Source organism: Nonomuraea sp. NPDC052129 (genome assembly GCF_040680095.1).
Lineage (GTDB): Bacteria > Actinomycetota > Actinomycetes > Streptosporangiales > Streptosporangiaceae > Nonomuraea.
Window position 1 is genome coordinate 29182 of record NZ_JBFAVX010000009.1, and the last position, 22321, is coordinate 51502.

At 69.8% G+C, this 22321-nt stretch carries 18 protein-coding genes and 1 tRNA gene; 11 read left to right on the forward strand and 8 right to left on the reverse strand.

Going from position 1 to position 22321, the window contains the following annotated elements:
* Positions 1-14: 14 nt before the first annotated feature.
* From AB0L53_RS21425 to AB0L53_RS21455, 7 genes are all read right to left on the reverse strand, one after another.
* Positions 15-374 (reverse strand): DUF742 domain-containing protein, encoded by a 360-nt coding sequence (locus AB0L53_RS21425; protein WP_357956041.1) that lies wholly within the window; start codon positions 372-374, stop codon positions 15-17.
* Complete coding sequence (locus AB0L53_RS21430; protein WP_225292333.1) at positions 371-790, reverse strand: roadblock/LC7 domain-containing protein; 420 nt, start codon at positions 788-790, stop codon at positions 371-373. Before AB0L53_RS21430 ends, AB0L53_RS21425 begins: the two co-directional genes overlap by 4 nt.
* A 65-nt stretch (positions 791-855) precedes the next feature.
* Entirely contained in the window at positions 856-2214 is a 1359-nt protein-coding gene (locus AB0L53_RS21435; protein ID WP_363996333.1) for an ATP-binding protein, read from the reverse strand.
* Positions 2215-2617: 403 nt separating this feature from the next.
* On the reverse strand, positions 2618-4453 hold the full coding sequence (locus AB0L53_RS21440) for an ABC transporter ATP-binding protein (RefSeq protein ID WP_363996336.1): 1836 nt from the start codon (positions 4451-4453) through the stop codon (positions 2618-2620).
* Between the two features lie 477 nt (positions 4454-4930).
* Positions 4931-6316, reverse strand: a complete 1386-nt coding sequence (locus AB0L53_RS21445) for a xylan 1,4-beta-xylosidase (RefSeq protein ID WP_363996338.1) — start codon at positions 6314-6316, stop codon at positions 4931-4933.
* A gap of 94 nt (positions 6317-6410) precedes the next feature.
* On the reverse strand, positions 6411-7160 hold the full coding sequence (locus AB0L53_RS21450) for an SDR family NAD(P)-dependent oxidoreductase (RefSeq protein WP_363996341.1): 750 nt from the start codon (positions 7158-7160) through the stop codon (positions 6411-6413).
* Between the two features lie 48 nt (positions 7161-7208).
* Entirely contained in the window at positions 7209-8249 is a 1041-nt protein-coding gene (locus AB0L53_RS21455) for a phosphotransferase family protein (protein WP_363996344.1), read from the reverse strand.
* Between the two features lie 153 nt (positions 8250-8402).
* Here AB0L53_RS21455 and AB0L53_RS21460 point away from each other — a divergent pair, with 153 nt between their 5' ends.
* Both AB0L53_RS21460 and AB0L53_RS21465 read left to right on the forward strand, forming a co-directional pair.
* On the forward strand, positions 8403-9485 hold the full coding sequence (locus AB0L53_RS21460; protein WP_363996347.1) for a GNAT family N-acetyltransferase: 1083 nt from the start codon (positions 8403-8405) through the stop codon (positions 9483-9485).
* Entirely contained in the window at positions 9482-10588 is a 1107-nt protein-coding gene (locus tag AB0L53_RS21465) for a DegT/DnrJ/EryC1/StrS family aminotransferase (protein WP_363996350.1), read from the forward strand. Before AB0L53_RS21460 ends, AB0L53_RS21465 begins: the two co-directional genes overlap by 4 nt.
* A 5-nt stretch (positions 10589-10593) precedes the next feature.
* On the opposite strand, the gene AB0L53_RS21470 is transcribed toward AB0L53_RS21465, so the two are convergent.
* Positions 10594-11979, reverse strand: coding sequence for a PLP-dependent aminotransferase family protein (locus tag AB0L53_RS21470; protein ID WP_363996353.1), 1386 nt, complete (start codon positions 11977-11979; stop codon positions 10594-10596).
* A 71-nt stretch (positions 11980-12050) separates the two neighbouring features.
* On the opposite strand from AB0L53_RS21470, the gene AB0L53_RS21475 reads away from it, so the two are divergent.
* The 9 genes from AB0L53_RS21475 to AB0L53_RS21515 all read left to right on the forward strand — a co-directional run bounded on the left by AB0L53_RS21475 (position 12051) and on the right by AB0L53_RS21515 (position 21969).
* On the forward strand, positions 12051-12689 hold the full coding sequence (locus tag AB0L53_RS21475) for a pyridoxamine 5'-phosphate oxidase family protein (RefSeq protein WP_363996356.1): 639 nt from the start codon (positions 12051-12053) through the stop codon (positions 12687-12689).
* An 86-nt stretch (positions 12690-12775) separates the two neighbouring features.
* Positions 12776-15226 carry a protein kinase gene (locus tag AB0L53_RS21480; protein ID WP_363996359.1) on the forward strand — a complete coding sequence of 817 codons (2451 nt, stop codon included), beginning with the start codon at positions 12776-12778 and terminating at the stop codon, positions 15224-15226.
* Positions 15227-15339: 113 nt separating this feature from the next.
* Positions 15340-16968 (forward strand): serine/threonine-protein kinase, encoded by a 1629-nt coding sequence (locus AB0L53_RS21485; RefSeq protein WP_363996362.1) that lies wholly within the window; start codon positions 15340-15342, stop codon positions 16966-16968.
* Positions 16969-16991: 23 nt separating this feature from the next.
* The gene (locus tag AB0L53_RS21490) at positions 16992-18347 is read left to right on the forward strand and encodes a hypothetical protein (protein WP_363996365.1); all 1356 of its coding nucleotides are present in this window, start codon (positions 16992-16994) and stop codon (positions 18345-18347) included.
* A 103-nt stretch (positions 18348-18450) separates the two neighbouring features.
* On the forward strand, positions 18451-19593 hold the full coding sequence (locus tag AB0L53_RS21495) for a DUF2510 domain-containing protein (protein WP_363996368.1): 1143 nt from the start codon (positions 18451-18453) through the stop codon (positions 19591-19593).
* 70 nt (positions 19594-19663) lie between these two features.
* On the forward strand, positions 19664-20257 hold the full coding sequence (orn, locus tag AB0L53_RS21500) for an oligoribonuclease (RefSeq protein ID WP_363996371.1): 594 nt from the start codon (positions 19664-19666) through the stop codon (positions 20255-20257).
* Positions 20258-20323: 66 nt separating this feature from the next.
* Positions 20324-20399: transfer RNA gene (locus AB0L53_RS21505), tRNA-His, on the forward strand.
* Between the two features lie 156 nt (positions 20400-20555).
* Complete coding sequence (locus AB0L53_RS21510; RefSeq protein ID WP_357956073.1) at positions 20556-20783, forward strand: response regulator transcription factor; 228 nt, start codon at positions 20556-20558, stop codon at positions 20781-20783.
* 415 nt (positions 20784-21198) lie between these two features.
* Positions 21199-21969 carry a helix-turn-helix transcriptional regulator gene (locus AB0L53_RS21515; RefSeq protein WP_363996375.1) on the forward strand — a complete coding sequence of 257 codons (771 nt, stop codon included), beginning with the start codon at positions 21199-21201 and terminating at the stop codon, positions 21967-21969.
* The last annotated feature ends 352 nt before the right edge of the window (positions 21970-22321 follow it).

Consider the following 22321-nt stretch of genomic DNA (forward strand, 5'->3'; position numbering starts at 1 on the left):
TACGGCCGGGTGGGTCAGAGGTTCTGAAGTCCAACAAGCACCTGCTCCAGGATTTCGGGATCGGGCAGTTGCGCCTTGGCGGGAGCCTTGGGCGGATGGCGGGCGGTGATGCGTCCGGTGTCCAGCAGGTCGCACAGCAGGATCCGTACGACGCTGACGGGCAGTCTCAGCTCCGAGGAGATCTCCACGACCGCCATCGGCTGGCGGCACATCTGGAGGATCTTGACGTGCTCGGACTGCATGCCGGGGGTCGGATCGCATTCGCTCACGATCAGCGTGACCACGTCCATGGCACTCTCGTCCGCGCGACTGCGCCCCCCGGTGACCGTGTACAGCCGGTCCGGGTTCTCGCTGGCCACTCGCCGCGAGATCATAGCGAGCGGCTGCTCTGCTGAGGTTCGCGCGGCGGAGCGGTCAGATACTCCCCGATCTGCTCGACCAGTTCGTTCATGTTGTGGCCGATGATGCCGGGGTCGGCGTCGTCGCTCGCCACGACGGCGAGATGGGCGCCTTCTCCCGCTTCCACGATGAACAGCAGCCCGCCGTGGAACTCCGTCATGGACTGCCGCAGCCCGCCGGAACCGTCGCCGAACTCCATCGACGCCCCGTGGGCCAGGCTCTGGATGCCCGAGGCGATGGCGGCCAGTTGATCGGCCCGGTCCACCGACAGCCCGTGAGTGTGGGAGAGCTTGAGGCCGTCCTTCGACAGCACCAAGACGTGCCGGGTCTGCGGTGTCCTCTCCAGGAGGTTCTCCAGCAGCCAGGCGAGGTCGCGGTCTGAGGTTCTCATCGAGAGTCTGGGACGGTCATCCGGCGTCGCCGGACGAGCAGCCCTCCCTCCAATCTGTAAGTTGGTCACCGGGTGTCGTCTTTCGGGCCTTCTGCTGCCGGGCCCTCTGCTTGCGGGTGTTCCACTTCCTGGCCCGCCGCACCGGCGCCGGCGCCGGTCCCACGGCTGGCCTGGCGGAAAGCGCTGAATCTCGCTCCGGCCTCGGAGAGGGACGGCCTGGGCCGCGCCGGAGCCTGCTCGGGCACGGGGGCCGCGGACGTCGCCGCCGCGAGCGTCTGACCGCGCCGTCGCCTGGGCAGCTCGCCATCCGCGACGGGGTCGGCCTTCGCGGGGTCGGCCTGCGCGGGGACGGGGGCCGAGGCGGCTCGGCGGGCGGCCGGGACGCTCGGCTTACGCGGGGCCTCCACCTGGGGAGCCGGCGCGGGCTGGGTGACCAGTTTCTGCGGGATCATGACCACCACTCCGGTGCCCCCGCGTGAGGACGGCCTGAAGGAGACGGTCAGACCGTGCTTGCGAGCCAGGCAGCCCACGACCGCCAGGCCCAGTCGCGTACCGGACAGCGTCGTCAGGTCCAGGGGCTCGGACGAGACGGCCTGCCGGGCGCGGTTCAGCGCCACGGCGCTCATGACCAGACCGCAGTCCTCGATGGTGATCACGATGCCCGTGCTCACCTCTTCGACGTACACGTGCACCTCCTCGGACGGAGGCGAGAAGCTGGTGGCGTTGTCCATCAGCTCTGCGAGGGCGTGCATGACGCCCTCTGCGGCGTGCCCAGCGATCGCGACGGTGCTGGCCGAGTGCACCCGAACCCGCTGGTAGGCGCTGATCCGGCCCACCGCGCCGCGCATGATGCTCTCCATCACGATCGGCTTGGTCCAGCGCCGCCCGGAACGCGAACCGGTCAGCACGGCGATGCTGTCGGCCAGCCGGCCCGCCTGGGCGGTGCTGTGGTCCAGCCTCAGCAGGTCCCCGAGGACCTTCTCGTCATGCCGGTCCTCCATCTCCCGCAGATCGGCCAGCATGCTGGTCGCCAGTGCCTGCACCCGGCCGGCGGCGTTGGCGCAGGCCGACATCGCGGCCGCGCGCATCCGGTCTCCTCTGCCGACCTCCTGCGCCAGCGTCCACAGGATGCGCTGCTGAGCCAGGTCGGCGGGCCTGGGCACCTCGGCGAGCGCGGTGTCGACCGATGCCCCGTCACGCAACCTCTTCACCAGCGCGGGCAGGGTGTGGTCGGCCAGTTGGGCGAGGTCCGCCTCCCTCATGGCGAGCCGGTCACGCAGCAGGCTCGCCTGCTGCCGGCCGTACAAGCCATAGGTGATGGCGGCGCACAGCAGCAGGGCGGCTATGCCCAGGCACCAGGCCACGAGCGTCCGCCCCTCGACCGGCGCCTCGGCCACGGCCCATACGCACGCGACGCCGGCCACGACGGCGACGCCAAGCGGTACGAGCAGGGCCCGACGGTGAACAGGTATGTGAGTTGCTGACATCAAGTCCTCGTCGGAGGTCAGAAACATACGGCCTGGAAGTCTTGATCGGATTGTAGTGGAATCTTCGCTTTGCGTGGGCACTTGGTCACCAATTGCGGCCATTGTCGCCCGCCCTGCTCAATAGTCGAGCTCCTTGAGCATGGGCGCCGGATCTGACAACAGATCTTGCTGGGTGTGGAGTATGCCGGATCAGTAGGCTCTCGGCTACTGAGTGGCGGTGGCGAAAGGCCCCCTTCGACGTCGGCGGCGTTGTTGATCATGGCACAGTTGGCCGAGGCGGGGGTGGCGTTCACATGACAGGGCCTGGGCGGTTTCCCGCCCAGGCCGGTGAATTGTCAGGTCAGTACGCGCCATGCACCCCGAGGTCACTTCGTTTCGGCCGGAGCCGGATCCGATCCGAACGTCGTACCGGTTCCAGGTCGATCCGGCGCACCCCTTCCGGAACATGCCGCAGGTCATGGGTGATGAGCAGCGTCGTCCGCCCCTCCATCAACCGGCGCAACGGCACCATCACCCGCTCGGCCGTGACCACGTCCAGCCCGGTCATCGGCTCGTCCAGCACCAGCACCGGCGTGTCACGCAGGATCGCGCGGGCGATGGCGAGGCGCTGGCGCTGGCCGCCGGACATGAGGCGGCCCCGCTGACCGATGGGCGTGTCGTACTTCTGGGGCAATGTCTGGATGAAATCGTGTACGTCGGCCAGCTCGGCCGCCAGAATCACGGCGGCGTCGTCGGCGCCCGGAGAGCCGTAGGCGATGTTGTCGCGCACCGTACCGGAGAACAAGAGGTTCTCCTGGTGCAGGAGCGTGATGGTGTCGCGCAGCGACGATCGGGTCAGGTCGCGCAGGTCCACCCCGTCCAGGAGGATGCGGCCGGTGTTCGGGTCGTAGAAACGCAGGAGCAGCTTGGCGAGCGTGGACTTGCCCGCACCGCTGGCGCCGGTGCAGACGACGAGTTCCCCCGGTTCGATCACGAACGACAGCTCGCGCAGTGTCGCCCTGATCCGCTTGGGGTACGTGAAGCCGACTCGCGAGAATTCGATCCGCCCCTTGCTGCGTCCCACCACCGGTACGGCGGTGGGACGGTCGACGACGGTCGGACTTACGGAGAGGATCTCCATGACGCGGTCCGAACCGGCGGCGGCCTCCGAGACGGTAAGGGCGAGCTGGCCCAGACCCTGGACGGCGGGGTACAGATAGGCGAGGTAGGCGGCGAAGGCGAGCAGGCCACCGAGCGTGAGGCGGCCTTGGGTGATCTCCCAGGCGCCGAAGCCCAGGATGACGATCAGGCAGATGGTCTCCAGCACCTGTACGGCGGGGCCGTAGAGGCCGGAGAGCCACGCCTGGGACAGGTTCGCGCGTAGCCAGGTGCGACCTTCGCGGTGCAGGTGCCTGGCCTCGGTCTGCTCCTGGTTGTAGGCCTGGACGAGTGACTGGTTGGACAGGCTCTCCTCGATGACGCTGTTCATGGTGCCGTTGCTGGTCCGCTCGCGAGCCGCCGCGTTCCTGAACCGGGACGCGAAGACCTTGGAGACCACCAGGAACGCCGGGATCAGCGCGAACGTGACCAGCGCCAGGTCCCATCTGATGATGAACGCCGCGCCGGCGAAGAAGATCACGCTGGCCACGGTGGTGAACATCTTGACCAGGCCGGAGCCGACGAGCTCCTCGATGGCCTCGATGTCGTCGGTGAGCCGGGCCATCAGGTCGCCCGTGCGGCGGTTCTCGAAAAAGTCGGGTGTGAGGGTCTGGACGTGGCCGAAGACCCGGTCGCGGAGCTTGAGGAGGAAGCGTTCCGCGCCCGCGGCGGTGATGTACGCGCCGGCGAAGGAGACGAGACCGGCCAGAACCGCCAGGCCGAGCCAGGCGGCCGCGGGGGCCCAGAAGGCGCCCAGGTCCCGTTCGCTGAGGACCTTGTCGGTGATGTAGCCGAACAGGGCGATCGCGGCGACCTCACACAGAGCGGCCAGGATCGCAAACACGACCCCGGCCGCGAACAGCGCCCTGACGCCACGGGTGTCCGGCCAGAAGGCCCGGAAGGTGTTCCGGATGGACACCGTCGGCGCCAGGGGCTGAGCGGAGAGTGAGAGCCGCTGGGTAACCCGACGGCTCTCTGGTGGCACCTCCGCTACCACCACCACCGCCTGCGCCAGCCGCCACCGCAGCCGCCGCCGCATCCACCCCACCAGCGACGTCGACCACAACCTCCACCGCGACGGCCCCATCCCCACCAGTCGCTACGGTGAGCCGGGAAGAGCTTACCGAGAGTCATGATTCCCCCCTGTGCCAGTAGCACTATTTCGGCTTTCAAAATAGGACGCTAGCACCCAAATGGTGAAAAATCAGGGCTTGTGGGCGTTCTTTGATCTGATTTGACCGGTGCTCATGGAAAAGATCTGCGCATGTGTGATATGTAAATCAGCGATAAAGCGCTCGCAGTCCGCCCCATACCAGAACCCCGCTGGGGCCTGGGCAAACCCAAGCCGACGCCTCGATCACCACAGAAGTGGAAAAGCGGTTTGACGTTTCTCTGTCCGCCGCAAGTCGCCCCAGGCAATGGAATTCCGGGGGACGGCAATGATTGTTCCGAAGAATGGTGAGAGAAGGGCTCCGGCCGACCGTCCGAGCAGACGAACGGAGCCCTTGACCGAGGGTCAGGCCCCGCGTCCCGCCCACTGGATCTCGTACGGTTTCAAGGTCACCCGCTTGCCGTCCACGGTGGCGGTGACGCTCGTGTCGGCCGTGTTGACCATGACCATCTGCCGCTCCTGCCCCAGCGTCTTGATGCGCTGGTCGGAGGTGGTGACGGCATCCAGTTTCACCCCGGCGGGGAACCATTTCGCGAACCCGCTCAGCAGCCCCGCCATCGGCAGCTCCTGGCCCGTGCCGGACGACCAAAGGCAGCCGGGGCACTCCGTCCCGTCCTTCTGCTCCGGGTTCCAGTAGAGCGCCGTCGTCACGCCGCTCCTGGCGAACTCCATCAGCGTCGTGGCCTGTACGGCGGTGCGCTTGTCCTCGCTCCAGCCGGAGTTGGTGGGCTCGACGTACCACTCGGCCCACCACACCGGCATGTCGTTGCTCTTCTGCCTGAGCCAGGCGGTGACCGCGCTGAACTTGGCCTGGGCCGCGAAGTCGTCCGGGACGTTGGCCTTGTCGTTGGTCATCGAGGCGCCGTCGACCACGATGAAGTCGGCGCCCTTCTTGTGCTCGATCCAGTACTCGATCGCGTCGAGCGCGCGCTGGTCGACCGTGCCCCAGGGGCCGCTGAGCTCCGAGGGGCCGCTGCCGGAGTTGGTCTCGACCGGGATGTACGGGCCGCCGACCTGGATGTCGCCGTTCACCTTCTTCAGCGCCGCGTAGACCTTGTTGTAGAGCTCGGTATAGCCCTCGGCGTCCCAGCGGTTCGTGGACGGGTTCCAGAAGCCCTTGAACTCGTTCCACACCATGAAGTACTTCACCGTCGGATACTGCCTGGCGATCCGCACGGCGAGCTTGGCGTAATCGTCGAAATGCTCGCGCTTGGGGGCGACGGTGTGGTTCTTGGACCAGTCCGTACGCCCGGCCTGACCGCCCTTCATCCAGTCGGGCGCGCAGCACAGCGTGATGACCGGGACGGCCCGCGAGGAGGCCATGAGCTTCAGCCGCCGGTCGAGGTCCCGTAAGTTGTACTGGTCCGGGCTCGGCTCCGGGTTGCCCACGCCCCAGCCCATGATGTGCTGATTCTGCACCATGGGGACGCGGCCGAGGATGTTCTTGGCCTGCTCGGTGATCTCGCGGGGCACGTTGTCGGCGCTGTACTGGGTGTGGGTGACGCCCCAGCGCGGCCAGTCGTCCAGGGCCGGCGGCTGCTCCAGTGTGGGCGGCGGCTCACTCGGCTGGGTCTGGGCGATCTCGCCGCCCTTGTACTCGTCGCGGGGGCCGCTCCGCGTGCCCGCGTACACCATGATCGCCGCGACGAGCGCGACCGCGAGGATCCCGACGCCCAGCGCGATCGGCCATGGCGGCCGTCTGCGTGCGTGTTTGCCATCGGTGGGAATCACGGTGCCTCCACCCTCGCGCGTAGACAAGGGCCGGGACGCCTCTCCCAGCCCTTCCCACGGTATATATCAGTACTTGCAAGGGACTTGCGGTCGATCAAGGGGCTGGCGGGCGCTGCCCTCCAGCCGGTCCGGGGACTCCCGCATAACGGTACGGCACTGGCTGCCTCCCCGGTTGCACGATGAGGAGCGTGCCCGGTTCGTCGGCGTAGAAGGCGCTTTCGACGGCCGCGGCGACATCGGCGGCGCTCAGCAACGGGAACCCCGCATTGACGAACATCTCGCGCGCTCCCGCCACCAGCGGCGTGTCCGTGAACCCCGGGCAGACCGCGCCGATCCGGATCCGCTCCTTGGCCAGCGGCGCGGCCAGCGCCCTGACGAGCCCCACCACGGCGTGCTTGGTCATCGTGTACACGGGGTCACCGGCGAAGCCGACGAGCCCGGCCAGCGACGAGGTGACCACGATCGCGCCACCGCCCGAGCGCTTGAGCGACGGCAGGCAGGCGGCGACGCCGAAGACCACGCCGTCCACGTTCACCCCGACGACCCGGCGATAGCGCTCGACGTCGAACGCCGCGAGATCCACCCCGCCCGAGATCCCCGCGTTGAGGTGCACCAGGTCGAGCCGGCCGTAGGTCTCCTCGGCGAGCGCGACGGCCTGCCGCGAAGCCTCCTCGGTGCCGACGTCACCGGCCAGCCAGACGCCGCCGACCTCCTTCGCCAGGCGCTCGGCCCCTTCGGCGTCGAGGTCGAGGAGGACGCACTTGGCCCCGCCCGCCGACAGCCGCCGTGCCACCGCGGCGCCGATGCCGCTCGCCGCTCCGGTGATCAGTGCCACAGTGCTCATGTGCGCTCCTCATGGGCTCATGCTCGGGCGGTTCACGGGTCGGGCGGTTCAGGGGTTCACGGGCTGGTCCAGCATGCGGTGCGCGCGGGCGATGAGCGCGGGTACGGCGGAGCCGATGTTCTCGAAGCCCTCACCCACGGTCTTACCCTGCCGGAAACGGGCGTGGATACCTTCCACGATGACCGCGAGCTTGAAGTTCCCGAACGCCACGTAGAACGGAAGATCCGAGATGTCGCGGCCGGAGACCTTCGTGTAGTGGGCGGCGAACTCGGCGGCGTTGAGGAACCCGGGGGCGAGCGTCACATCTCCGGCCACCGGGATCCCCGCCCGCTCCTCGTCACCGGAGTCCTGCCAATAGGTGAGCGTGAGCCCCAGGTCGGCCAGCGGGTCGCCGAGGGTGGACATCTCCCAGTCGACCACGGCCAGGATCTCGGGCGGACCGGGCGCCAGCCGTACGAGCGTGTTGTCGAGGCGGTAGTCACCGTGCACGAGTGTGCTGGCCGAGTGGGCCGGCATGCACGCACGCAGCCGCGTGACCAGGCGGTCGTACTCCGGCAGGTCGGCCGTCTTCGAACGGTCCCACTGCTGGCACCACCGGCCGAGCTGCCTGGCCAGGTAGCCGTCGGGGCGGCCGAAGTCGCCGAGCCCGACCTGCTGGTAGTCGACGGCGTGGATGGCGGCCAGCACCTCGGCGAGCCGCTCCGCCAGCCGCCGCGTCTCGGCGGGCGCGGGCTCGCCGAGCTGCTCACGGGTCCTGGCGGCCAGGCCGTTCACGTACCCCATCAGGTAGAACGGCGCTCCGATGACCTCCTCGTCGGCGCAGAACGCGACCGGCTCCGGCACCGGGACCGGCGTCGCGGCGAGCGCGGAGATGACCCGCCACTCGCGCCGCATGTCGTGCGCGGTGGGCAGCACGTGACCGAGGGGCGGGCGGCGCAGCACCACCCGGCGTTCGCGGGTCTCGATGAGGTACGTGAGGTTCGACCTGCCGCCGGAGATCAGGGAGACGGACAGGGGTTCGCCCGCGTCGGGCACGTTCGCGCCCATCCAGCCGAACAGCCGGGGCCGGTCAATCCCAGGTACGGTCATGCACACACATTAGAACGTCACTCTGTCCTGAACGCTAGCTGAGAGTTGTGTAACGTTCCGGAGCTGCGGAGACGACCATCATGCGAGACCATTTACCCTGGGTGTACACAGCTACCTCCAAACTAACTGAAGGTATGCCGAACGTAGGAGCCCATGCGCGTCACACTTGCTCACCCTCGCGAGCTGGGAGCACCTGAGCTGAGCCGATGGCGGGCTCTCCAGGAGGGGCACGCGGCCTTCGACAATCCGTTCCTGTCTCCCGAGTTCACCATCACAGTCGGTGAGCTGCGCGACATGGTCCGTGTCGCCGTGCTCTACGACGGGCCCGACATCGTGGGGTTCTTCCCCTTCGAGCGCCATCCGATGGGCATCGGCAAGCCGGTGGCCGCCGGGCTCACCGACGCGCAGGGCCTGGTCCACGCCAAGGACCTGGAGATCGACCCACGCCGATTGATCAAGCAGTGCGGGCTGTCGGTCTACGAGTTCGACCACCTGGTCGCGGGCCAGCCGCTGATCGCCGGGCGGCACGAGCGCCACCCGTCGCCGATCATCGACCTGCGTGAGGGGCACGGCCCCTACACCGAGTTCCTGCGCCTGCACTCCGGCAAGACGTACAAGACGACCCTGGCCAAGTCGCGCAAGCTCCAGCGCGACGTCGGGCCGATCCGCCACGACTACGCGACCACCGACCCGGCGCCGCTGCACACGCTGCTCGGCTGGAAGACCGACCAATACCGGCGCACGGGGCGCACAGACCGGTTCGCGCAACAGTGGATTGTCGAGCTGGTCGAGCGGCTGCTGGCCACGCAGACCGAGGGCTTCGCCGGGGTGCTCGACATGATCTACGTGAACGACCTGCCGATGGCCGGGCATTTCGGGCTCCGCACGCGCACCACGCTCGCGGGCTGGTTCCCGGCCTACGACACCCACTACGCCAAATACTCCCCCGGCCTCATCCATCACCTGGCGATGGCCGAGCAGGCCGCCGGTTCCGGCATCCAGGTGATCGACATGGGCCGGGGCGAGAAGGAGTACAAAGAGAAGCTCAAGAACGGCGAGTTCCAGGTGGCCGAGGGGCGGGTCGCCACGGTCGGCGTCGCCTCGGCCGTCCACTGGCTGCTGCGGGTGCCCGTGCGCAAGACGCGGGCCACCGTGCTGGCCAACCCGCTGCTGCACAGGACGGCCGACCGGGCGCTGAAGACGTTCGGGCGACTGCGCACGGCCCTCCAGTCGTGAAGGGGATCGCTGAGCGCACAGGCCGTCACTGCCTGCTGCTCCCCTCGAACCGCCTCGGCCTCTACCTCGCGCTGCGTCACTGGTGCACGCCGGGCCAGCGGCTGCTCATGTCGCCGATCTCCGCCGACGAGATCCTCTTCCTGGTGCTGGCGGCGGGCCTGCGCCCGGTGATCGCGCCGCTGTCGCGCCGTGACGGCAACATCGACGCCACCCGCGTCAACCTCGGCCAGGTGGACGCCGTCCTGACCACCAACCTGTACGGCCTGCCGGACACCGTGTCCGCCTTCACGGGAAAAATCCTGATCGAGGATGTCGCCCACGCCATGGAGACCAGCGTGGCCGGCCGCCCCCTCGGCACGTTCGGCCAGGCCGGAGTCTTCAGCCTGTCCAAGCACCCGGGCGCGGGCTCGGGCGGGGTTCTCGCGGTGGAGAGCCTGGCGGACCTGCGCGCGCTCGAACGGGCCCGCGACGCGCTGCTGGAGCCGGGCGCCTTCCGCGCCGAACTGCTGGCGGTGGCCAGCTCGATGGCCCGCCAGGCCGCCCTCCGGCTCGACCTGGTCCGGCCCGCGCTCCGGCTCTCGCGCCTGCTGGGCATGGAGGAGTCGCGGGAGGGCTACCGCATCCCGCTGCGGCCCGACGAGCTCGCGGCGGCCATGAAGCAGGTGCCGTCGCTGCCGCCGTTCGATCCGTGGGTACGCGCCGATCTACACGACTACCGCGCCCGGAGAGGGGCGCTCGCCCGCTGGTACCAGTCGAGGCGGCTGGCCAAGGTGCCCGGGGAGCGGGCCCGCCGGTTGGCGGGGGTGCGCTCGCTGGCGGAGCTGCCGTCGGTGGCGGCGGGCGTACGGGATCAGGTCGACCAGCCGTTGTTCCGGGTGCCGCTGCTGGTGCGCGACCGGGATGCGGCGATCGCCACACTGGAGCGGCGCGGGGTGGTGACGGGCTACCTCTACGACCCGCCGTACGACGACTACGCGCCCGCCTTCACCGACCCTTCCCCCGATCCGGCCCCGGCCCGCTGGTGGGCCCGCCACGCCCTGCCCGTCGACCCGGTCTACGCCGCCCGCTCCCTGCCGATCCTGCGCAAGCTCGAGCCCGCCTGAGACGACTACGCGCCGGTGGCCGAGCGGATCAGCTCGGCCACCGTCCGGCAGCCGCGCCTGACCTCGGCCAGTGTGGCCGAGCCGTACCCGATCACCAGGCCGTGCAGGCGCTCGGTGCCGTAGTGGTGGCGGGCGGTGGAGTCGAGCAGCACGCCTTGCTCCCGCGCGGCCGCGACCAGCCCGGAGACCGTTTCGAGCGGCAGCTCCGCCACCAGGTGCAGGCCGGCCGTGTCGCCGCGCAGGCGGCACACCGGGCCCAGGATCTCGACGATCGCGCCGCGCCTGCGGGCGTACTCCAGGCGCATCCTGCGCAGGTGGCGGTCGAGATCGCCGCGCTCCAGGAGGGTCGCGACGGCCTGCTGGACCGGGCCGCTGGTGCGGTCGGACATCGAGACACGGATGGCGGCGATCCGATCGAGCAGCTCGGGCGAGCCCACCAGCCAGCCGACGCCGATGTCGGGGGCGAGCGTCTTCGAGAGCGTGCCGAGCAGGACGACGCGCGACGGGTCGAGGCCGTAGAGGGCGGGCAGCGGCGCGACGTCGTAGCGGAACTCGGCGTCGTAGTCGTCCTCCACGATGATCGCGCCGGTGCTCCTGGCCCAGGCGAGCAGCCGTTCCCTGCGCGGGATCGGCAGGCGCCCGCCGAGCGGGTACTGGTGGGCGGGCGTGGTGTAGAGGACGCGGAGGTCGTCGGGGAGCGCCTCGACGATCACGCCCTCCTCGTCGACGGGGCACGGCACGACCTTCGCGCCCCTGGCCCCGAACACCGTACGCGCCACGTGATAGCCGGGATCCTCGACGCCCGCCCGGCCGCCCTCACTCAGCAGCGCGAGCGCGCACAGGTCGAGGCCGTTGCCGGTGCCCCTGGTGACCAGGACGTTCTCGGGGCCGACCGTCACGGCCCTGGCCCGCCGCAGGTGGTCGGCGAGCAGTTCGCGCAGGTACGGCAGGCCGTACGGGTCCGGGTGGTCGCCAGGAGGCAGGTCGGCGGCCCTGCGCCAGGCCCGCTTCCAGGCCGCGTGGTCGTAGTCGCGCACCCAGGGAGTGCCGGGGGTCAGGTCGATCGCCCGCTCGGCCGATGGACGCGGCGGCGGCTCGGGCGCGGCCGGCGGCTCGACGGCCAGGTGTGACGTCTCCAGCGCGGCCACGAACGTGCCGGAGCCGTGCCGCCCCTCCAGCCACCCCTCCGCGTACAGCTGCTGGTACGCCTCCGTGACCACGGTCCTGCTCACGCCGAGCTGCTCCGCGAGCCCGCGCGAGGACGGCAGGCGCTCCCCCGGCGCGAGCGTCCCGGCGAGCATGGCTTGGCGCAGCCAGCCGGTGAGCTGTGCCGAGAGCGGGACACCCGACCCCCTGGCCAGGGATACGGGCAGGTCGACGAGGGTGCGCACGAAAGTGGTCTCCGGGAAGTGGACATTAGTGGCCCTACAGGCTATGTCCACTTTCTCATTACCGTGGCCTCATGCTCTCCACCACACCCCGCACCACGCTCGGCCGCTCGAAGGACCGGGGCAGCAGCGACAGGAACGACCTGTACGAGGTGCTCGACGCCGGGCTGATCTGCCACCTGGGTGTGGTGGTCGACGGCCACCCCATGGTGCTGCCCACCGGATACGGGCGCCTGGGCGAGACCCTCTACCTGCACGGCTCCACCGGGGCTCGGTCGCTGCGCGCGAGCGAGGGCACGGACGTGTGCGTCACCGTCACCCACCTTGACGGCATCGTGCTGGCCCGGTCGATCTTTCATCACTCCGTCAACTACCGCTCCGCGATCATCTACGGCCGCGCCCGGCTGCTGACGGACCCGGAAGAGCGGCTGGCCGGGCTCCGCGCCGTGTCCGAGCAGCTCGCGCCCGGCCAGTGGGACTACGTCAGGGAGCCGTCGCCCAAGGAACTGGCCGCGACGGCCGTGCTGGCCCTGTCGCTCGAAGAGGCGTCGGTGAAGATGCGGCGCGGCGGTCCCCTGGACGAGGAGGAGGACTATGAGCTGCCCATCTGGGCCGGAGTTCTGCCGCTCGTGACGTCCTGGGGAGAGCCTCTGCCGGACACGGCACTCCCAGAAGGTATCGATGTACCTGTTCACATCCGCGGCCGGAGGTAGTTCCATAAATCAGGAACCACCTGGCAAACTTCTCTCCTTGATCACACGTCTCATCAGGTGGGCCCAACTCCTGATGGGGGATGGCGATGGAGTGGAACGCTCCTGGTTATACGGAGATCAAGCAGCTCGGGGCGGGCGGCAGCGGCCGAGTCGTGCTCGCGGTGCACGATGAGACCGGCGTCAAGGTCGCGATCAAATACCTCTCGCAGCGGTTACTCGGCGACCCTGTGGCCCTGGCCAGGTTCCAGTCGGAGGCGCGGCTGCTGACCACGCTGCGCGACCAGAACATCGCCACGCTGTGGGAGTACATCCAGGACGGCTACGGCGCGGCCATCGTGATGGAGCTGGTCAACGGCGTGTCCTTGCGGGCGCTGCTGCGCGAGCACGGGACGACGGGGCCGGAGGCGGCCCTGGCCGTGCTCAAGGGCTCGCTGCTCGGCCTGGCCCGAGCCCACTCGCACGGACTGGTGCACAAGGACTACAAGCCCGAGAACGTGATCGTCCGCGACGACGGGGCCAGCAAGCTGGTCGACTTCGGCATCGCGGTACAGCAGGGGACCGCCTCGCGGGCCGAGGGCACGCCCCCGTACATGGCGCCCGAGCTGTGGGAGAACATGCCCGCCTCGCCCGCCACCGACGTGTACGCGGCGACGGCGGTGTTCTTCGAGTGCCTGACCGGGCACCGGCCGTACCGGTCGACCGAGCCGAGCGTGCTCGGCTACCAGCACATGCACGCGCCGATCCCGGTCCACGACGCGCCCGAGCCGGTGCGCGAGCTGATCACCCGCGGAATGGCCAAGGACCCGGCAGCGCGGCCCGTCAGCGCCGCCGCGTTCGTCATCGAGCTGGAGGCGGCGGCGCGGGCCGCGTACGGCGAGGACTGGGAGGAGCGCGGCAGGCGTCGGCTGGCCGGGCTGGTGGCCCTGCTCGCCCTGCTCCTGCCCGTGCCCCAGACGCCTCCCGCCGAGGTCACGACCTCGCTGGCGCAGACCGTCTTCCGTACGACGCTGCGTACGGCCAAGCACAACGCGGCCCGGCTGGCCATGGGCGTGGGAGTGGTCGCGGTCGCGACCATCGCCGTGATCGTCGTGCTGTCGAGCCGCGACCAGGCCGTGGAAGTGGCGCTGGCGAGGCCCTCGCAGTCGCAGGGAGCGGCCGAGGAGGGCTCACCGCCGGCCACGCCGGTCACGTTGAGCCAGCCGCCCGAGGAGTCCCCGGTCGGCCTCCCCCGCGACCAGCCGACGGCTCTGGCCGTAGTGTCTCCCAGCCCCAAGCCGAACACCGCCGAGCCCGTGGTGGCCACATCGCCACCGACCACCAAGCCCGCGCCCACTCCCAAGGTCACTGTCACCAAGCCTGTTAAACCCACACCCACAGTCACCAAACCCGGCAAGCCTACGCCCACGCCTGGTAAGCCCACGCCGACCAAGACGCCTAAGCCGCCCAAGACCATCACGCCGACGCCGGTCGTCACCGTGACCACGCCGACTGTGACGCCGACGCCGGTTCCGGTGACCTCGGTCGCGGGGCTCACGCTCGGCGGGCTGACGATCAACGACGACAACGTGGCCGGCTCCTCTCTGTCCATCCGCACCACCGGCACGGGACCGGTCACGGCGACCGCCGCCTGGTCCGTGGGCGGCGTCGGCGTCCGCAGCCAGACCCTGCGGCTGAGCGGCGACCGGTCCTATGACCGCGCGCTCAGCTACACCGCGGACGAGCGCCCGTGCGGCAAGACCGTCACGCTGACCGTCACCACCTTCCCCGTCGCTCCCGGCGGGGCGCGGACGGCCACGATGAACGTACCGCCGTGTCCCACGCGGGTAACGGGCCTGCGGGTCTCGCTCGATCTGGCCGCCTCGCCGGGCCGTACGGCTCAGGCCCGGGTCAGGGTGACCACCAGCGGCACCGCCGAGGTGCCCGTCGAGGCCGCGTTCGCGCTGAACGGCGACCAGGTCGCCACCCGCTCGGCCACCCTGTCCGGCCGGACGGCCTACTCGCGGACGTTCACCTACGCCTTCAGGTCCCGCCCGTGCGACACCACCGTCTCCGTCGTGGTTCGCGCGGGCGACCGGACGACCACCGCCCGGACCAGGGTGACCTGCCCGCCGAGCGTGCGGAAGGTGTCGATCGTGCGGGCCTCGCTCAGCCCGCGCGGCCCGGCCACCGCGGTCGTCGCCGTCACCACCGACAACGACCAGCCGGTACGACTCAGCATCGCCTTCTCCCTGGGCGGCCGGATCGCGCACACCGAGACCCTGACCCTGTCCGGCGACACCTCCTACACCAGGACCGTGAGCTACACCTTCGACAAGGTGCCGTGCGGCACGTCCTGGCTCGTGACGGCCGCCACCCGGCCCACGGCGGACAACGGCGGTGACAGCTCGGGCGGCAAGACCGCGGCCTGCCAGGAGGACCCGCCCACGGATGACGACCCACCCAAGGACGATCCGCCGAAGGACGACCCCACGAAGGACGGACCGAAGACCCCGGCCCCCGACACCCCTTCGGCTGACGATTCGGGCACCATTGGTTGAGCTCCGGATTCATACTGTGTCCGGACATTAACTGTGGGAAAGCGGTCGCCTCTGGTTAAGCTACGGTCCGTCTGATGAGGGTGGGGGCCCAGAGGACCGCAGAGGGAGACCGCATGTACGACGACCATGGTCAGTGGGGGGTCCCGGGCTACACCGAGATTCGCGAACTCGGCGCGGGATCCGCCGGGCGGGTCGTGCTGGCCCGAAGGGACCACGACGGCGTGGAGGTGGCCGTCAAGTACCTGTCCGACGAGCTCCGGTCCGACGTCGGCTTCGTGGCCCGGTTCCGGCACGAGGCCCGGCTGTTGGGCACCATGCGCAGCCCGCACAACGCCCGCCTGATCGACTATGTCGAGGCCGGCGGGGGCGCGGCCATCGTCATGGAGCTCGTCAACGGGGTCTCCTTACGGGAGCTGCTCAGGTCGGAGGGTCCCACGGGCCCGGAGGCCGCGCTGCTGGTGCTCAAGGGCTCGTTACAGGGCCTGGCCGCGGCCCACGCGATCGGCGTCGTGCACCGCGACTTCAAGCCCGAGAACGTCATGGTCCAGGGCGACGGCTCCAGCAAGCTCGTCGACTTCGGCATCGCGGTCAGGACCGGCGAGGACGCGAGCGCCGCCGGCACCCCGCCGTACATGGCGCCCGAGCAGTGGTCGGGCGCCTCCGCCGCACCGGCCACCGACGTGTACGCCGCCACCATCGTGTTCTTCGAGTGCCTGACCGGCACCCGCCCCTTTCGCTCGCCCAACCTCGCGGCGCTGGCTCGCCAGCACCAGAGCTCGCCACCGCCCATCGAGGAGGTGCCCGGCCCGCTGCGGAACCTGGTCGAGCGCGGTCTGGCCAAGAACGCCCTCGACCGCCCGCCGTCCGCCGAGGCGTTCCTGACGGAGCTCGAAGCGGTCGCGGCCAGGGCGTACGGGTCCGACTGGGAGGAGCGCGGCAGGCGCCGCCTGGCCCGGCTGACCGGCCTGCTGCTCATGCTGTTCCCCAGCCCGCCCGAGGTTACCGCCGAGGTGCAGACCTCGCTCGCCGAGACCCGTTTCACCGAGCCGCGCGGGCTGCTGAGCAGGCTCTCCACGAAGATCGTGGTCGGCGCCGTCTGCACGGGCCTGCTGATCGGCGTGGCGATCGTCCTGGTGAAGACGATGTCCGCCGAGCCCGCCCTGCAGGCGCAGACCTCGCAGGTGACGCCCACCACGACGGCGCCGGAACCCTCCGCCGCGGCCGAGGAGGAAGAGGAGCCTTCCGAGGAGCCCACGCCGACGGCGAAGGAGACGACGCCGGAGCCGACGACCCCGGCGAGCACCGCGCCACCGCCCGTCATCAGCGCGACGCCGAAGCGGACGCCGACGCCCACGCCGACTCGCAAGCCCATCAGGACCGTGAAGCCCCGGCCGTCGAAGACCGTCATCAAGACTCCGCCTCCGGTCGAGTCGGCCGAGCCCGAGTTCACCGGCACGGTCGACAACCCGCCGTCGGGAGCCACGGCCGCCGCCACGAAGGCGCCCCCAACAGCGCCCCCGACCGTCCGTCCGACGCGTACCCTCAGCAGCCCGGCCCCCTCCTCCGACCCGCCGAGCAGCCCCGGCAGCGGGGAAGGCAGCGGCAGCGGGGAAGGATCCACGCGGACTCCGTCGCCGCAGGACGGCGCCCTCCTGGGGCTCGTGCTGGTGACGTCTGGCGCGCTTCCGGTCACACTTGCGGTTAAGCGCCGTATGGCGGGACGACATCGGAGAAAGCGTTAGAAAGGCTTCGGGGGGCTACGGCGATGGACAACCCGAGAAACGGTATCGCCGGCTTCCGGCTCACCGAGCACACCTGGAACACCGAACTGGGCAACTGGATCGACGCGATCTCGCCCGACGGACGCCGGGCCGGGGCCCTGCTGTTCGACCCGAAGATCATCGGGCTGCCCGGGGTGCGCGAGCGCGTCGTGGCGACGGTTCTGACCGACCAGCGGCTGGTCCTGGGCGGGCTGGCCGGGCTGATCCCCGTCGCCGACGTCGTCGCGGCGGGCGAGCAGGTCTGGCTGCTCACCGCGCAGGCCGTGAGCCCGACGCTGTCGGACCTACTGGCCTCGGGGGCGATCGACGCGAGCGGCGCGGCGGCCATACTGGCGGAGACGGCCCAGACCCTCCTCGCGCTGCACGCGGCCGGGGTCACCCACGGTTCGGTGCATCCCGGCTCGGTGGTCATCACCGCCGAAGGCGCGGCGCTGCTGTCGGAACGCGGCTTATCCGACGCCATCCGCGGCCAGGTCTCCCCACCGGAACGGGACGTGGCGGCGTGGGCGTCCCTGGCGCGGGCACTGGCCGCCTCGGTCACGCGGAGCGCCCCGCGCGCGGCGGCCCTGTTCGAGCGGGCCGCGGTCACCACGACGACGCACGGCCTGGGCACCGCCAGGTCCGTCGTGCTCTCCGAGCCCACGGCGTTGCCGGGCGGGGCGATCAGGAACGATCAGCTGGCCCAGGCGGCCCGCGGCAGGTCGGCGTTCGCGCATCCTCCCGTGGAGGCGCAGCCGCCGCTCGACGAGGGCGACATCGTCACGCTGCTCGCCGTTCCCAGCCCGCATCAGACGCCGGTGCACTTCGGGCCCGGCGTGAGCTCTGGAGTGAGTACGGAATCGGCCCAGGCCGGCACCACGGCCGAACGGATCTGGCGTGAGGGCCGGGAACAGGTCGGAACGGTCCAGCGCGGCGGCAAGCCGAGTAAGGCGGCACGGGCGAGGCGGCGCCGGACCATCCTCTCGGCGATACTGTTCGCGGTCATCATGGGCGGCGCGATCCTGGCCTGGCTCAAGCTGAGCGGCGCGCCGGAGCTGGCGATCAAGTCGATCGACGTCGTGGCCCCGAAGAAGACGCAGGGCTGCGACACCGCCGTCGTCGTCACGGGCAAGATCGTCACGAATGGGGAGGCGGGCGAGATCAGCTACGAGTGGCGCAAGAACCTGGACAAGGAGGTCGTCAAGCAGACGCTCCGGACGACCGCCGACCAGACCTCCTACACCGTGCCGCTCCGGTGGACGCTCAAGGGCAAGAGCACCGTCAAGGCCACGGCCACGCTGCGGGTGCTGTCTCCCGGCCCGCTCAGGACGGACAAGGCGAGCTTCACGTACAAGTGCTGACGCCGAGCGCCGATCCCTGAGCGCTGATCTCTGAGCGTTGATCTTGAGCGTTGGTGCCGAGCCAGCAATGCATATCAAAGCTGTTGTTACTACGCTGACGAACATGACCACGCAGACCCCCGCGGGCTGGTACCCCGACCCGTACGGATCGCCCCAACTCCGTTGGTGGGACGGCGGCCAGTGGACGGACGCCACCCACCCGCTGGAGCAGGGGGCGTCACCGCAACAGCAACCGCAGTCCGGACCGCAGCCGCAGTCGAGCCCCGACTGGTCCGCCACGCCGGCGAACCCGACGCGGCAGTTCGGGCAGCCGACATACGGACAGGCCGCGTACGGGCAACCGACGCAGGAACAGCCCGCGTACGGGCAATCCACCCAGGGCCAGCCCTCTTATAGCCAGCCCCCGCAGGGCTCTTATGGGCAGCCTGGTCAGGGCTCGGCCCCCTACGGGCAGGGTCAGTGGGGTGACACGCCGCTGCCCGGCCCCGGCTACGGTACGCCGCCTAAGGAGAGCAATCCGCTGCCGTGGGTGTTCGGCGGCCTGGCGGCGCTGGTGGTGGTCGGCCTGATCGTGGTGGCCGGGATCTTCTTCGTCAACCGCAACACCGACGGCACCCTTGCCTCGTCGCCGACGCCCAGCGAGACGGAGCAGCTGCCGCAGCAGCAGGAGACCACCGAGCCGCCACCGAGCATCACAGAGCTGCCACAGCCCCAGGACGGCCGCATCACCGACCCGCAGGCCAACCTGTCGTACCAGGTGCCCGAGGGCTGGAAGGTGCCGGCCGCCAGTTCCCTGAACGGCAGCGACCCGTCCCAGCAGGCCTGGTCGAGTGGCGTGGGGGCGACCTCGCAGGAGAAGTACAACGGCAAGGACGACTGGAGCGGCAACGTCTACACGGGGCTGCTCAACAAGCAATACCCCTACACGGGGACGGACGGGCTGGGTGACACGGCCAAGACAGTGTTCGTGGACTTCGCCGAGTACTACCCGGTTGCCCACACCAACAAGATCATTCAGGACAAAGCACTCAAAATCGGCGATAAGTCCGCCTGGGTGCTCCAGTTCCAGCTCGACTTCTCGAAGGAGTCGAAGGCCAAAGGTTACAAGTGGAACAAGGAAAACGGCGCGATCGTGGTGATGGATCGCGGCGCGGGCCAGAGCCCAGCCCTCGTATACGTGTCAGTTCCGGACAATTTGGGCACCGACGTGGTCGAGAAGGTTCTCAGCTCGCTCAAGCCCGCGTAACCGGTGGCACTAGGCTGGTGGGGTATTCAGGCGGGCGGATGACTCCGAGCCGCTTGGGCGAGGAGATCGAATGAGTGACTTGCTGGTCTGGATCGACTGCGAGATGACCGGGCTCGACCTGGGTCGCGATGCGCTCGTCGAGGTGGCGTGCATCATCACCGACAGCGAGCTCAACCAGCTGGACGAAGGCGTCGACGTGGTCATCAAGCCGCCGCCCGAGTCGCTGGAGCAGATGTCGCAGGTGGTCCGCGAGATGCACACCGCTTCGGGGCTGCTGCCCGAGATGGCGGGCGGGGTGACGCTGGCGGAGGCGGAGTCGCTCGTGCTCGACTACATCCGCCGCCACATCCCCGAGCCGAAGAAGGCGCCGCTCTGCGGCAACTCCATCGGCACCGACCGCACGTTCATCGCGCGCGACATGCCCGTGGTCGATGGCTACTTGCACTACCGGATGATCGACGTGTCGTCGATCAAGGAGCTGGCCCGCCGCTGGTACCCCCGGGTCTACTTCGCGGCCCCGGAAAAGCAGGGCGGACACCGCGCTTTGGCCGACATCACGGAGAGCATCAGGGAGCTCCGCTACTACCGGGCGGCCATCTTCGTCGGCCAGCCCGGCCCCGATTCGGCCACCGCCAGAGCGGTCGCCGAGCGTGTCAGCGGCTAATCGAGTGGCGTAAAGACTCCCGAAGAACGCTACACTTTTCCTGTGCCGCCACGTCGGCGGCCAATGGTGGGTGTAGCTCAGCTGGTAGAGCGCCAGGTTGTGGTCCTGGATGTCGAGGGTTCAAGTCCCTTCACTCACCCCATGCACGCGGCCGGTCCTTCGGGACCGGCCGTTGTCGTTTTTCTACGGCAACGTCCCCAAAACATGACATTGCGAGTTATGCTCGCTGTCTACCGCTTACGCCGGATGCGCGGGGGCCTCGGCGATCTGACCGTCTGCGCGCGCCCCCGGAGGCCGGATGAGAGTCGAAGACGCAGCGTTCGATAGCGTGTTCACGTCCCTGAGCAAGCGCGAAACCGAGGTCATGGACCTGATCGCCACTGGGCAGTCGAATGGGCAGATCGCGCAGCGACTGTTTCTCAGCGAGAAAACGGTCAAGAACCATGTCAACCGCATCTACGCCAAGCTCGGCGTGGACTCGCGCGTCACCGCGATCGGCCTCTGGCAGTCCCGCCCCCTGCCCTGACCCGGCGATCTCGCGCGTTTCGCCGTGACGGGCTGTCTCAGGTGGCGGGCCCTCTCGTGTGCGGGCTGTCTCGTGTGACGCGCCATCCCACACGACGGCCACCCCCTGTGGCGGCCCTTCTCAGGTGGCGGGCCACCTCACGTGGACAGATCCCCGCGCGTGCCGAATCTCCGCGCGGGCGTTGCGGGGCCTTTGTCTTACGGCCCGCATGTCCTTATACGGCCGGCATGGGGCACCCCCACCCGCCACACGTGGCTGAGCTCTGTCCAGGGGGACGCTCCTCCGGTGGAGGTGGTCGGCCGCCGCTACGAGACGGTGAGACCGTCTGAGGGCCATTTGTGAGCCGGAGCCGACCCCCAGATGATTCCCTGCGGGGAATCGTGCTTCATCACCCGCGTGGGCTAGAAAGGGAGGCGTGGAACGATTCGCGAGCGAGCTGCGGCGATGGCGGAGCAGTCGGCGGGTGAGCCAGTTGGAGCTCGCCAACCGGGCCGGCACCACCCAGCGTCACCTCAGCTTCATCGAGCAAGGCCGTTCCCGCCCCGGGCGGGCCATCGTCGTGCGCCTGGCCGAGTCACTCGAGCTGTCGCTGCGCGAACGCAACGGCCTGCTGCTGGCGGCCGGCTACGCTCCCGTGTTCCCCGAGTCGGGTCTGGACGACGCCATGCTGCGCCCCGTACGCGAGGCTCTGGACAGCATCCTCGACGGGCACCTGCCGTATCCGGCGGTCGTCGTTCGGCCCTACGGCGAGCTGCTGGCGGCCAACGCGGCCTTCGACGTGCTCACCGAGGGGGCGGCGCCCGAGCTGCTGGAGCCGCCGGTCAACGTGCTGCGGCTCGCCCTGCATCCCAAGGGCATGGGCCCTCGGGTGGTCAACCTCGCGGACTGGGGCCGGCACATCGTCGAGAGCCTGCGGGCCGAGCTCCTCCGCAGCCCGGATCCGCGGCTCGACGCGTTCATCGCCGAGCTGGAGTCCTACGTGCCCGACGCGGTGCCGGGGAGCGATCATCTCGGGTTCGCGGTGCCGCTGCGGTTGCGTACCGGCGATGCCGAGCTGCGGCTGCTGACCACGCTCACGTCCTTCGCCACCGCGGTGGACGTCACACTGGCCGAGCTCAAGCTGGAGGCGTTCCTGCCCGCCGACGCTGCCACAGCGGCCTTCCTGCAGTCCCGCCACCGCGACTGACCCCAGGTCGGCACGCCCGCCCATCCACCGCCGCTGACCCCGGCTCGGCCCGCCCATCCATGGCCACTGACCCGGACTCGACCTGCCCGCTCGCCTCCCACTCACTCCGGCTCGGCTCGCCCGCTCACCCCGACCACAGACCCCTCCTGACCTCCACGCAAGCAGGGGTCGCAGCGGGGCTGAGGTCACAGTGCGGCAGCCCTCGCGAGTGGGCAGACCTCGCAGCCGGGCAGGAGCCGCAGCCGGGCAGGCGTCACAGCCGAGCAGGAGCCGTAGCCAGGCAGGAGCCGTAGCCGGGCAGGAGCACAGTGCCGGTGGAAGCTTCGGTCAGGTGGCGGCGACGTCGTGTGGA